Raw genomic sequence first — 12,617 nt, 5'->3', positions numbered from 1 at the left:
CTTGTTTTTACGCCTTCGGTCTCCCCCATGTCCCTGCCTCCCGTCCTCAGCCGCCTGCGGCTGCCTGTCGTCAGTGCCCCCATGTTCATCGCCAGCGGGCCGGAACTGGTCGTTGCGCAATGCCTGTCGGGCGTCGTGGGATCGTTTCCGGCGCTCAACGCCCGCCCGCAAGCGGAACTGGATCGCTGGCTGACGGACATCGACACCCAGCTGGCCGCGCACCGGCAGGCGCATCCTGGCGCCGTAATCGGACCGATGGCCGTGAACCAGATCGTGCATGCGTCCAATACGCGGCTGGAAGCGGATCTGGACGTGTGCATCGCGCATCGTGTGCCCATCATCATCTCCAGCCTGCGGGCCCCGGAATCGTCATGGATCTCGCGCGTGCATGCGTATGGCGGCATCGTGCTGCATGACGTGATCAACGTCAGGCACGCACAAAAAGCGCTGGAAGCCGGCGTGGACGGGCTGATCGCGGTGGCGGCGGGGGCGGGCGGTCATGCAGGCACCTTGTCGCCGTTCGCGTTGCTGGGCGAGATCCGGTCGTTCTTTGATGGCCCCCTGGTGCTGTCGGGCGCGATCGCGTCGGGCAATGCGATACTGGCCGCCCAGGCAGCCGGCGCCGATCTGGCCTACGTGGGAACCCGATGGCTGGCAACGCCCGAAGCGCGCATCAGCGACGACTACCGCCAGGCGCTGGTCGATGCGCGGGCCGCGGACGTCGTCTACAGTGACTTCTTCACGGGAGTCAGCGGCAACTACCTGCGTGCATCCATCGTGGCCGCCGGCCTGGATCCCGATCACCTTCCCAAGGCGGACAAAAGCAAATTGAATGCGCTGACGAAAACGGATGACGCCGGAGGCGCCGGGGCCGATCCCGCCAGCGGCGCAAAAGCCTGGCGCGACATCTGGGGCGCCGGCCAGGGCGTCGGACAGATCGACGCCGTGATCCCGGCCGCGCAGGTGGCGGACCCGCTGGAACGCGAATACCTGGCGGCCCGCGCCCGCCTGCTCGGAGGCGCCGCGTGACCCGCATGCATGCCCTGACGTCAGACACGCCGGAAGATGTCCGCCCGGGGGATGCCTACGTGCAATCCTTTGCGCGCGGGCTGTCGGTCATCCGCGCCTTCAATGCGCGCCGCGCCGCCATGACGCTGACCGAGGTTGCCGACGTATCGGGCCTGACCCGCGCGGGCGCCCGCCGCATCCTGCTGACCCTGGTGCAGCTGGGCTACATGACCAACGAGGGCCGCCTGTTCCGGCTGACGCCCCGCATCCTGGAACTGGGTTTTGCGTACCTGACGTCCATGCCGTTCTGGGATCTGGCCGAGCCGATCATGGAATCGCTGGCGGCCGAGGTGCATGAGTCGTGCTCGGCCACCGTGCTGGACGACGTGGATATCGTGTACGTGCTGCGTATTCCGACCGGCAAGATCATGTCGATCAACCTGGGCATCGGCAGCCGCCTGCCAGCCTATTGCTCGGCCATGGGGCGGGTGCTGCTCGCCGGCCTGCCCGACGAGCAGATCGACGCCGTCCTGAAGCGCTCCGATTTGCGCGCCCATACGCCGCTGACCCTGGTGGACCCGGTGCAGCTCAAACAGGCGATACTGGACGTGCGCAAGCAAGGCTGGTCGCTGGTGAACCAGGAACTGGAAACGGGCCTGGTGGCGATCAGCGTGCCTATCCTGGACCGCAATGGACGCACCGTGGCTGCGCTGAACCTGAGCGGGCAGGCCCACCGGATCACGGCGGACCAGATGCGCGAACGCCTGTTGCCGCCCTTGCTGGCGGCCGCCGACCGCATCAACGCGTTGATGAAACGGGTGTGATGCGGGCGGCGTCTTACCGCGATTGAATGACGAAACCCTTGGGAAACCCGTGAACATGAGCGCCACCCCTTTTTCCTGCGCTGCGCTGATGCGCGAGATCGGCCGTGGCAAAGACGGATCGCGCGCCCTGTCGCGCGACCAGTCGCATAGCCTGATGGCGGCGATTTTTGATGGCGGCGTGAGCGACCTCGAACTGGGCGCCGTGCTGATTGCGCTGCGCATGAAGGGCGAAGTCGCGGCCGAAATCGCCGGCTTCCTGGACGCGGTCGATACGCGCTGCGTGGCAGTCACGTCGGGCAGCGACACGCCGGTTGTTGTCCTGCCGACCTACAACGGCTCGCGCCACGCCCCCAACCTGGTCCCGCTGCTGGCGCTGACCCTGGCGGGTGCCGGCGTTCCGGTGATCATGCATGGCCAGGCGTCCGACCCGGCGGCGCAAGGCGCGGGGTCCAACAAGACACGCATCACCACACTGGAAATCCTGCAGCGCCTGGGCGTGTCGCCTGCCACCAGCGCAGCCGAGGCATCTTCCCAGCTGGCTGCCAACCGACTGACCTACCTGCCGCTGGCCACGGCCTGCCCGGGTCTGGCCCGGCTGGTCAGCCTGCGCCGCGTGCTGGGCGTGCGTAACGTGTCGCACACCCTGGCCAAGCTGCTGCGGCCGGTGGCCGGGCCCAGCCTGCTGCTGTCGGCCTACACGCATCCGGAATTTGGCGACATGCTGGGCGAGCTTTTCACGCTCAAGCCGCAAGCCAGCCTGCTGATGCGCGGCACCGAAGGCGAAGCCGTTGCCAATGTGCGGCGGCCGCAGGCGGTGGTGGAATGGCTGGGCGGCACGCCGACAACGGTGATCGAAGCCGCGGCAGGCAGCCCGGCCGAATTGCCAACGCTGCCGGACCGCGATGCCGGCGCCACGGCCGACTGGATCCGCGCCGTGCAGATGGGGGAGCAGCCGCTGCCCGACGCGATGGCGCGGCAGCGCGATGCGATCCTGGCGACGGTGGGGCGGATGTCGGCCGGGGGCGCAGCATGAGCGGCCGGCCTGACATGCGCGACGAAACGGATATCACGGCAGGGCTCGACGTTCCTGCGGCCAATGACATGACCGACGTTTCCGATGCCGCCACCGCGCAGGGCGCCAATCCTCGCGCAATGATCCTGTTCGCCCACGGCGCCCGCGACCCCCGCTGGGCCGAACCCTTGCACCGCCTGGCCGACTCGGTCCGCGCCCGCGAACCCGGCCTGCCCGTGGCCATCGCTTTCCTTGAATTGATGACGCCGACCCTGCAGGACGCGGTCGACATGCTGGCCGCCCAGGGTGCCCGGCAGGTCGACTTGCTGCCCGTCTTCTGGTCGGGCGCGGGCCACGTCGTGCGTGACCTGCCCGACATGTTGCGCGCGGCGCAATCCCGTCATCCCGGCATGCGCGTGCGCGTGCTGCCGGTGCTGTCCGACTTGCCTGGCGTGCTGGATGCGGTCGCCGCGGCGGCGATCGATCTTGCGCGAACCGACATCCACGACGCCTGACGCGTCCTTCATTGCCACGTTACGGAGACACAACATGATCAAGATCTGGGGCCGCATCACATCGATCAACGTACGCAAGGTCGTGTGGGCCGCGCGGGAACTGGGACTGGAATTCGACCGCATCGACGTGGGCGGGGCCTTCGGCGGTCTCGACACCCCCGAATACATCGGCATGAATCCCAACAGCAAGATCCCCACCCTGGATGACAACGGCTACATCCTGTCCGAATCCAACGCCATCGTCCGCTACCTTTCAGCTCAGTACGGCAGCGGCAGCCTGTGGCCCGAAGACACCCGCAAGCGAGGCGAAGCGGACCGCTGGATGGACTGGCAAGCCACCGAATTCGGCCCGGCCTCCACCCCCGTATTCTGGCAACTGATCCGCACGCCGGAAGACAAGCGCGACCCCAAAGTCATTACCGACTCCACCGCCGCCTGCGCCCGCCTGGGCCGCATCCTTGACCACGCACTGGAAGGCCGCAAGCACATCGCCGGCGACACCTTCACCATGGCCGACATCATCGTCGGCTGTGTGGCCGACCGCTGGCTGAACCTGCCGATCGATCGCCCCGACACCCCGAACGTGCGCCGCTGGTTCGACACCCTGGCCGCGCGCCCCGCCGCGCAAGGCATCCTCAACCAGCCCCTGGTCTGATCACGACACGCCCATGATTCGAGAGATCCTGAAGATGGGCGACGCGCGCCTGCTGCGCATCGCCGCCCCCGTCACCGAATTTGGCACGCCCGAGCTGCGCGAACTGATCGCCGACATGTTCGACACCATGCGCGCCGCCGGCGGCGTCGGGCTTGCCGCCCCGCAGATCGGCGTGGATCTGCAGCTGGTGATCTTCGGGTTCGAAAGAAGCGAACGTTATCCCGATGCCCCTGCCGTGCCGTTCACGATTTTGCTGAATCCGGTGATCACGCCGTTGTCGGCGGATGAGGAAGAGGGCTGGGAAGGGTGCTTGTCCGTGCCGGGATTGCGCGGATCGGTGCCTCGTTGGACGTCGATCCGCTATCAGGGCGTGGATCCGGAAGGCGAGGTGATCGATCGCGTGGCGGATGGGTTTCATGCACGGGTGGTGCAGCATGAATGCGATCATTTGATCGGGCGCTTGTATCCGTCACGGATCCGGGATTTTGGGAAGTTCGGGTTTACGGAAGTGCTGTTTCCGGGGCTGGATCCGGCGGCGGATGATTAAACCGAAGCAGGCGCCGCCGAGGTCCCACTCCCATCTCGTTGTACGATTCTTAGCTCCCTATCCATCGTCCACAGCGAGTCCCGCATGACTGCCTTCGTTGCCCAACGTCCGATCCGTGCCCTGTACATGCGGGGTGGCACCAGCAAGGGGGTGTTCTTCCTGCCGGAAGACCTTCCCGCTGACCAGAACGCGCGGGACGCGGTGTTGCAGCGGGTCATGGGCAGTCCGGATCCCTATGACAAGCAGATCGATGGCATGGGGGGCGCATCCTCCAGCACTAGCAAGGTCGTGATCGTGGGCCGCAGCACGCGGCCGGACTGCGATGTGGATTACTGGTTCGGGCAGGTGGCGGTGACGGCGCCGCTGGTGGACTGGAGCGGCAATTGCGGCAATCTGACGTCGGCGGTGGGGCCGTTCGCGATCCACCGCGGGCTGATCGATGTGCCGGCTGACGGAATCGCCACGGTGCGGATCTGGCAGGCGAATATCCAGAAACGGATCATTGCGCATGTGCCGATGCGGGGCGGGCAGGTGCAGGAACTGGGCGACTTCGAACTGGATGGCGTGACGTTTCCCGCGGCTGAAATCCGTATCGAGTTCCTGGATCCGGGCGCGGACGATGGCGAGTCGGGGGCGATGTTCCCGACGGGCAATGTCGTTGACACCCTCAACGTTCCGGGGGTGGGCGAGGTGGTCACCACACTGATCAACGCGGGCAACCCGACGATCTTTGTGCACGCGTCGGCCATGGATCTGCACGGCGTGGAACTGCAGCCTGACGTGAATGGCAACGCCGCGTTGCTGCAGCGCTTCGAGGCGATCCGCGCGCACAGCGCGGTCGTGATGGGCCTGGCCGAATCGGCGGCGTATGCCACCGAAAAACGTCAGCACACCCCCAAGATTGCCTTCGTGGGCAAGCCCGCGCCGTACACGTCGTCCAGCGGCAAGGCTGTGACGGCCGATGACATGGACGTGGCGGTGCGCATTCTGTCGATGGGCAAGCTGCACCATGCGATGACGGGTACGGGTGCGGTGGCCATTGCCGCGGCGGCGGCGATTCCTGGCACGGTGGTGGCCGACGTGTTGGGCGGCGCGCGCACCGGCATCCGCTTCGGGCATCCGTCGGGCGTGCTGGCCGTGGGCGCCGAAGCGGAAGAGGGCGCTGACGGTTGGGTGGTCACCAAGGTGACGATGAGCCGCAGTGCGCGCCGGCTGATGGAAGGCACGGTGTGGGTGCCTGAAGATATCGGTTGACGGCGGCGCCTAGCCCCGCCCCGGCATCCTTACCAGATGCCGATCGGCCTGCAATTCCGTCACGCTGTTGACCCCCAGCATCGCCATGTTCCGCGACACTTCGGCGGTCAGCAGCTTCACACCATGCTGCACGCCCGGCACGCCGCCAACGGCCGCCGCATAACCGAACGGCCGCCCGACAAACGCCAGCTTTGCGCCTAGCGCAAGCGCCTTCAGCACGTCCGTGCCGCGCCGCACGCCACTGTCGATCATGACCGGAATATCCGGGCACGCCGCTACGACGGCGGGCAGGGCGCGCAAGGGGGCAATGGCGCCGTCCAGTTGCCGGCCGCCATGGTTCGACACGATGATGCCGTCGGCGCCGCAGTCACGCGCCATGCGGGCATCGTCAGCGCGCAGAATGCCCTTCACGATTAGCCTGCCGCGCCACTGTTTGCGGATGGTGCGCAGGTCGTCCCACGCCAGGTGTCCGCGTTCCGAAAAGTCCCGCAGCACGGACGGCGACAGGATCGGTGCGCCGCGGGTGGCATAGTTGTTTTCGAAGTGCGGCATGCCGTGCCGGGCCAGGGTCCGCAGGAAGGTGCCGAGCAGCCAGCGCGGATGGGTCATGCCTTGCCATGCCAACCCGATCGATGGCCGCAGGGGCGCGGAAAATCCCATGCGCGCCGTGTTCTCGCTGTTGGGCGGGACCGGCGTGTCGACCGTGATCACCAGGGTCTTGAAGGCAGTGCGGGCGACGCGGTCGATCAGCAGTTCGATGGCCCCCCGATCCCCTGGCAAGTAGGCCTGGAACCACGCACCCGGATGCAGGGCGGCGACCTCTTCCAGCGGGATCAATGACGATCCGCTCATGATCATGGGCAGGCGTGATTCCAGGGCGGCGCGCGCCAGCACCAGGTCGCCCCGATAGGTCGACAGCGCCGTCAGGCCGACCGGAGCAAAGCCGAAGGGCGCCGCATAGGTCTCGCCAAACAATTCCGTTTGCGTGCTGCGTTTGGACACGTCCACCATGACCTGCGGCATGAAGCCATAGTCGGCATAGGCATCGCGGTTGGCGTCGAAGGCCGCGCCGGTTTCGGCGTACGAACACATATAGCCGAACACGGGCCGCGGCAGGTGTCGGCGCGCTGCGGCTTCAAAGTCGTCCAGCGCAAACACTTTCCGCAGTGCGCGCGGGGGGCGAGACACCGAGGACGTAGGCGCCACGGGGGCGGCGGCAGACACCTGCGTCGAGCGTGGCCTAGGCGGGGTGCCGGCGCTTGTCGACCGCTGCGTGGCCGGGAGGCTGGGTGACATCGTCGCGCTGTCTTTCATGAAAATTCCTTCGATCTCTTGGATTCCCGGCGCCAGTCATCCCGGCGCCGCTCATCCAGCCGCTGCGTTATTCCGGCTTGATGCCGGCGCTCTTGATCAGGCCTGCCCACTTGGTGCTTTCGGCTTCCATGTATTTGGCAAAGTCACGGCTGCCGCGGCCTTCCAGCGTCATGCCCTGGTCAGTCATCTTGGCGCGCAGTTCGGTGTCGCTCAGCGCCTGCTTGACGCCCTGTTCCAGCTTGCCGACCACGTCTTGCGGCGTGCCGGCGGGGGCGTACAGGCCGAACCATGTCAGGGCTTCGAAGCCTTTCAGGCCCGACTCGTTCACGGTCGGAATGGTCGGGGCGCTGGCGGCGCGTTCCAGGCTGGACACGGCGATTGCGCGCAGCTTGCCGCTCTTGATGTAGGGCAGCAGCGTCGGCAGGTTGCTGAACATCAGCGGCACCTGGTTGCCCAGCACGTCGCTGATCGCGTTGGCTTCGCCTTTGTAGGGGATGTGGACCATCTTCACGCCGGCCATCGACGCGAACAACTCGGCAGCCACATGCTGCGGACCGCCCAGGCCCGACGACGCGTAGCTCAGGTCACCCTTCTTGTCTTTGGCGTACTTGATCACGTCCTGCACGGTGTGCAGCGGCAAGGATGGATGCACGACCAGGACCAGCGGCACCGACGCCACCAGCGAGACCGGCACGAAGTCCTTCTTGGGATCGACCTTCATGGTCGGGTACAGGCTGGGCGCGACCACCATGGTGGACTGCGTGCCCAGCAGCAGGCTGTAGCCATCGGGCTTGGCCTGCGCCACGGCTTCGGCGGCGATGATGCCGGTCGCGCCCGGGCGGTTTTCGATCACGAAGGGCTGGTGAAAGGACTTGCCGAGCGCCTGGCCCAACTGGCGGGCAACGATATCGACGGCGCCACCGGCCGAGAAGCCGACGCCCAGGGTGACCGGGCGGGTGGGGTAGGTCGTGGCGGACTGGGCGAAGACGCCTGGCGCGGCCATGGCGGCGCCGGTGGCGACAAGGGCGGCAAGCACGCGGCGGCGGGGGAAGCTGAGGGTCATGGTGTCTCCTGATGGGAATGTCGATGCAAGGCGGTGCGTGGACTCTGTGGTCCTGTGCAGCCGCTGGACGATTCGATTGTCGGACCAACCGGAATCCAGCACAATTTCATTTTTATGGATTCAGAGTCCAGTTTTTATTCATTCCCGACGCCCTTGGATCCCGATGGACACTCGTTTTCTGGACAGCTTCCTGATCGCCGCCGAATGCGGTTCCCTGGCCGAGGCGGCCCGGCGCATGAGCATCACACCGACCGCCATGGCCCAGCGCATCAAGGCGCTTGAGCGTGAATTGGGCGTGCCGCTGCTGGTGCGGTCCGGCCGCGTTGTGCGCCTGACCGAGGGCGGGGCGCGCCTGCTGGACCGCGCAAGGGACTTCCAGCGCAATCTGCGCGACCTGAAAGCCAGCGTATCGGCCGACGGCCTGCCGGGCGGCTTGCGCATCGGGACCTTGCGCACGACGTTGTCGACCGTCATGCCCGACCTGCTCGAATACATCGCGCAGCGTTACCCGCTGCTGGATGCCAAGCTGGAGATCGCCGCGTCCCATGAGTTGTTCCATCAACTGGGCGCAAGCAAGATCGACGCAGCCCTGGTGGTCGAACCCCCCTTTGCGCTGGCCAAGTCCTTTACCTGGCGCACCTTGCGGGTCGAACCGCTGGTGCTGCTGGCGCCGTCCCATCTGGCCCACGAGGATCACACGACACTGCTGGCGCGCGAACCCTTCATCCGTTACGACCGCCGCACCTGGGGCGGGGACCTGGCCGAACGCTATCTGCAGCAGAAACGCATCCGGCCGCAGGAACGGTTCGAGCTGGATTCGCCCGACGGCATCCGTGCGCTGGTGGCGCGCGGCCTGGGCGTGGCGCTGGTGCCCAACTGCTTCCGGCCCGAGACGACGCCGTCCAACGTCGCCCTGATCAACCTGCCGCGCAACCGCCTGGCCCGCCGCCTGGGGCTGATCTGGCCGACCCATTCGGTGTATGGCCGGCTGTTCAGCGAGATGTCGGAACGGTTCGGCACCCGATAGGACTGCGTGTTATGTGGTTTTGCGCCGACGATCGTTGGCAGGACAACAGGCTGACACCTACCTGAAGCCGCAACACCTTGCTATTCGAAGTTATAGTGATAGTGTTTCTCATTCAATTCCCAATGCGATGAATCCGGCGGCTGCCGGCACCGTGCACGACTGCGAGTCCTCGCGTCATGCCCTCACGGTGGCAGCCGCCTGCTCGCGAACCCTATCCACGAGACATTCATGACCGTCAAACCGATTCTTGCTTCCTTGCTGCTGGCGCTTGGCGCCGGCGCCGCCCAGGCCCACCAGGTCTGGATCGAACAGCCCGCCAATGGCTCGGCTGTGCTGCGCTTTGGCGAGTTTGGCGAGAACCTGCGCGAGACCTCTCCCGGCCTGCTCGACAAGTTCGGCAAGCCCACGGCGCTGCGCATCTCGTCGCAAGGCCAGCAGCCGCTGACCGCCACCAAATCCGCCAACGGCTTCGTGCTGTCGGGCCGTGCCGCCGCCGGCGAAAGCCTGGTGGCCGAAGACGCGCGCTACCCGCTCTATTCCATGAAGCAGGGCGACAAGGAAATCAAGGGTTGGTATCACCCGGCCGCGCGCTACCTGACAAGCACCAATGAACAGGCCCCATCGTTGACGTTCGACGTGGTCCCGACCGGCAAGGCCGGCGAGTTCAAGGTCGTCTTCAAGGGCCAGCCCCTGCCGAAGGCCAAGGTGTCGGCCGTGGTGCAGTCGGGCTGGATGAAGGAAGCCGTGTCCGACCAACAGGGCCTGGTCACCTTCGACATGCCGTGGAAGGGCACCTATGTGCTTGAAGCCCATCACGACGACCGCACGGCGGGCGAACGCATGGGCGATGCCGGCGCCGAGAAATATGACGTCGTCAACTATGTGACGTCGGTCACGTACGCCAAGCCCACGGGCACCGCCGCCGTGCCGGCCGGTCCGGCCGCCAAGCCAGGCAAGTGATATGAACGCACGGCTTCGCAAGGTCGTCGGCGTCGGGCCGCTGCTGTCGCGCATCGTTGCCGCACTGTTCGGCGGCTATGCGCTGGCCGCGCTCTGCAGCGTGGCAGCCGTGGCCCTGCCGATGGCGCCGACCGAAGCCGTGCTGACCGGCATGCTCGCGAGCTTCGTGGTGTATGTCTGCGCCGTCGTATGGGTGTTCGCGGTGCGGTCGGCCACGCGCGCCTGGGTCGGCCTTGCGATCGCGGCCTTGCCGCTGTCGCTGGCCGCGTGGTCCGTCTGGAAATGAGCAGCACGATGTCAACTTATTCGAAGGCCAAGGCGCCCGGCATCCGGCAGACCATGTCGGACCTGCACACCTGGACGGGGCTGCTGGCCGGCTGGATTCTGTATGCGATGTTCCTGACCGGCACGGTCAGCTACTTCAAGGACGAGATCTCGCAGTGGATGCGGCCCGCCGTGCCTGCGCAAGCCCAGGTGGCCAATCCGGCCGAACTCGCGCCGCGCCTGGTCGAGACCATGAGCCGGCTGGCGCCGACCAGTCCGCAATGGAGCATCGGTTTCCCCGATGAACGCAGCCCGACGGCCAACGCCTTCTGGCGCGGCGGCAAGCGGTTCGAAAGCGCCACCTTTGATCCCGTCACGGCCCAACCGATCGAGGTGCGGGACACCACGGGCGGCGACTTCTTCTACCGCTTCCACTTCCAGCTGCATTACATGCCGGTGCTGTGGGGGCGGTGGATCGCATCGATCTGCGCGATGTTCATGCTGGTGGCCATCGTGTCCGGCGTCATCACGCACAAAAAGATCTTTGTCGATTTCTTTACCTTCCGGTGGGGCAAGGGCCAACGGTCCTGGCTTGATGCGCACAATGCGCTGTCGGTGTTCGGGCTGCCCTTCCACCTGATGATCACGTACACCGGTCTGGTCACGCTGATGTTGATGCTGATGCCGTGGGGCGGGGACGCCGCCTTCAAGGATCGCGGGGCGCGGCAAGCGTTGCAGAACGAGCTGAGCGCCTTCGTGCCGGCCGGCAAGCCCAGCGGCGACAAGGCGCCTATCGCGCCCGTGGCCGACATGATCCGGCAGGCGCAAGAACGCTGGGGCCAGCACGGCGTGGGCCGCATCACCATCAATAATCCGGGCGACACCGTGTCGCGGGTGATGGTGGTGCGCGCCGACAACCAGCGGGTGTCGGTCAGTCCGCAATACCTGCTGTTCAACGGGACCAGCGGTCAGTTGCTGGATACCAAGGACTCGGTGGGCGGTGCGGCCGAAACACGTGGGGTCATGTACGCGCTGCACCTGGGCCGCTTCGGGGACCTGCCGCTGCGCTGGCTGTACTTTCTTGTCAGCCTGGCGGGTACCGCCATGGTGGGGTCCGGACTGGTGATGTGGACGGTCAAGCGCCGCGCCAAGCTGCCCAATCCCGACAAGCCCTACTTTGGTTTCCGGCTGGTGGAACGGTTGAACATCGCGTCGGTGGCGGGCCTGTCGGTGGCCATGGTGGCCTTTTTCTATGGCAACCGCCTGCTGTCCGAAACGTTGGCCGACCGCAAGGATTGGGAGATCCACGTTTTCTTCATGGTGTGGGGCGCGACACTGCTGTATGCCATGGTGCGCCCGGCCAAGCGCGGGTGGATCGAACTGCTGTGGCTGGCGGCGGCCTTGCTGCTGGCCCTGCCGGTGCTCAACGCCCTGACGACCGACCGCGGTTTGTGGAACAGCCTGGCCGCGGGTGACTGGGTGTTCGCGGGCTTTGACCTGGCCATGATCGCGTTTGCCGCGCTGCATGCCTGGCTGGCGATCCGCACCACGCGCCATCGGCCCAAGGTCAAGCCGGTGCGCAAGACGGCGGCGGTCACTGACGGGACGGCGGCGCCTGCACTACGCAGGCCGGCTGGGGTCGCCGGAGGGGCGGCTTCGGCGGTGGCCTCGCCCGGAGCGTCTTCCGGGGCCTCGGGGTCTTCGTTGTCGGGCGGCACGGCCGTGTCGCCCAGATCGGGCATGCCCGGTGTGGAGGGTGCGCGATGAATCAGCTCTGGGTATTGATCTTCTGCCTGCTGGCTTTCGCCTGCCTGGCGCTGGGCATGGAACGGCCGCAAGAAGACCTGTTCGGACGTCACCTGTCTCGCAAGTCCATCACCTGGCTGCGGATCGCCGGGTGGGTGCTGCTGGCCCTGTCGCTGGGCGTGACGCTGGACCAGGAACGGTGGGCCGTCGGCCTGGTCGCCTGGTTTGGCTACCTGAGCGCCGGCGCCGGCATCATCTTCGTGGCGCTGGTCGCCTGGAACCGCCTGCGGCAGCCCGATGCCAAGGCCGCGCGCCGCTAGGCGGCCTTGAGTCCGCATCGCTGACTCCGCGCCGGCCTGCCGGGTGGCATCGTCACCCCGGCAGGCCCGCTGTCCCTCCGGATCGGGCGCTGGCCCAACCGGTTGTCG

At 66.6% G+C, this 12,617-nt stretch carries 14 protein-coding genes; 12 read left to right on the top strand and 2 right to left on the bottom strand.

The window, feature by feature from the left end:
- The first annotated feature begins 27 nt into the window (after window positions 1-27).
- The 7 genes from HD883_RS17465 to prpF all read left to right on the top strand — a co-directional run bounded on the left by HD883_RS17465 (window position 28) and on the right by prpF (window position 5,815).
- Entirely contained in the window at window positions 28-1,029 is a 1,002-nt protein-coding gene (locus HD883_RS17465) for an NAD(P)H-dependent flavin oxidoreductase (protein WP_179583204.1), read from the top strand.
- Window positions 1,030-1,034: 5 nt separating this feature from the next.
- A complete protein-coding gene (locus tag HD883_RS17460) occupies window positions 1,035-1,832 on the top strand; it encodes an IclR family transcriptional regulator (RefSeq protein WP_179588493.1) in 798 nt (265 codons plus the stop codon).
- Between the two features lie 55 nt (window positions 1,833-1,887).
- Window positions 1,888-2,865 (top strand): DNA-binding protein YbiB, encoded by a 978-nt coding sequence (gene ybiB / locus HD883_RS17455; protein ID WP_179583206.1) that lies wholly within the window; start codon window positions 1,888-1,890, stop codon window positions 2,863-2,865.
- The gene (locus HD883_RS17450; protein ID WP_257022273.1) at window positions 2,862-3,359 is read left to right on the top strand and encodes a CbiX/SirB N-terminal domain-containing protein; all 498 of its coding nucleotides are present in this window, start codon (window positions 2,862-2,864) and stop codon (window positions 3,357-3,359) included. The genes ybiB and HD883_RS17450 overlap by 4 nt, the downstream gene beginning before the upstream one ends.
- 34 nt (window positions 3,360-3,393) lie before the next feature.
- Window positions 3,394-4,014, top strand: a complete 621-nt coding sequence (locus HD883_RS17445; RefSeq protein ID WP_179583208.1) for a glutathione S-transferase family protein — start codon at window positions 3,394-3,396, stop codon at window positions 4,012-4,014.
- A gap of 13 nt (window positions 4,015-4,027) precedes the next feature.
- Entirely contained in the window at window positions 4,028-4,561 is a 534-nt protein-coding gene (def, locus tag HD883_RS17440) for a peptide deformylase (protein ID WP_179583210.1), read from the top strand.
- Between the two features lie 84 nt (window positions 4,562-4,645).
- Complete coding sequence (gene prpF, locus HD883_RS17435; protein ID WP_179583212.1) at window positions 4,646-5,815, top strand: 2-methylaconitate cis-trans isomerase PrpF; 1,170 nt, start codon at window positions 4,646-4,648, stop codon at window positions 5,813-5,815.
- 9 nt (window positions 5,816-5,824) lie between these two features.
- Here the strand turns inward: prpF and HD883_RS17430 are convergent, their stop codons facing one another.
- Window positions 5,825-7,039 (bottom strand): alpha-hydroxy acid oxidase, encoded by a 1,215-nt coding sequence (locus HD883_RS17430; protein WP_373563437.1) that lies wholly within the window; start codon window positions 7,037-7,039, stop codon window positions 5,825-5,827.
- Between the two features lie 157 nt (window positions 7,040-7,196).
- Complete coding sequence (locus HD883_RS17425) at window positions 7,197-8,192, bottom strand: Bug family tripartite tricarboxylate transporter substrate binding protein (protein WP_257022272.1); 996 nt, start codon at window positions 8,190-8,192, stop codon at window positions 7,197-7,199.
- Between the two features lie 163 nt (window positions 8,193-8,355).
- Between HD883_RS17425 and HD883_RS17420 the strand changes: the two genes are divergently transcribed.
- The 5 genes from HD883_RS17420 to HD883_RS17400 all read left to right on the top strand — a co-directional run bounded on the left by HD883_RS17420 (window position 8,356) and on the right by HD883_RS17400 (window position 12,509).
- On the top strand, window positions 8,356-9,219 hold the full coding sequence (locus tag HD883_RS17420) for a LysR family transcriptional regulator (protein WP_179583216.1): 864 nt from the start codon (window positions 8,356-8,358) through the stop codon (window positions 9,217-9,219).
- Between the two features lie 228 nt (window positions 9,220-9,447).
- Window positions 9,448-10,179, top strand: a complete 732-nt coding sequence (locus tag HD883_RS17415) for a DUF4198 domain-containing protein (protein ID WP_179583218.1) — start codon at window positions 9,448-9,450, stop codon at window positions 10,177-10,179.
- Window position 10,180: 1 nt separating this feature from the next.
- Window positions 10,181-10,465 carry a DUF3649 domain-containing protein gene (locus HD883_RS17410; protein WP_179583220.1) on the top strand — a complete coding sequence of 95 codons (285 nt, stop codon included), beginning with the start codon at window positions 10,181-10,183 and terminating at the stop codon, window positions 10,463-10,465.
- 8 nt (window positions 10,466-10,473) lie between these two features.
- Entirely contained in the window at window positions 10,474-12,210 is a 1,737-nt protein-coding gene (locus HD883_RS17405; RefSeq protein WP_257022270.1) for a PepSY-associated TM helix domain-containing protein, read from the top strand.
- A complete protein-coding gene (locus tag HD883_RS17400) occupies window positions 12,207-12,509 on the top strand; it encodes a DUF3325 domain-containing protein (RefSeq protein WP_179583224.1) in 303 nt (100 codons plus the stop codon). Before HD883_RS17405 ends, HD883_RS17400 begins: the two co-directional genes overlap by 4 nt.
- Window positions 12,510-12,617 lie beyond the last annotated feature (108 nt).

It is taken from the genome of Pigmentiphaga litoralis (assembly GCF_013408655.1).
In the GTDB taxonomy this organism is placed as follows: domain Bacteria; phylum Pseudomonadota; class Gammaproteobacteria; order Burkholderiales; family Burkholderiaceae_B; genus Pigmentiphaga; species Pigmentiphaga litoralis_A.
The sequence above is the reverse complement of the archived record's forward strand: the minus strand, read 5'-3'. Positions and strand labels throughout refer to the sequence as shown.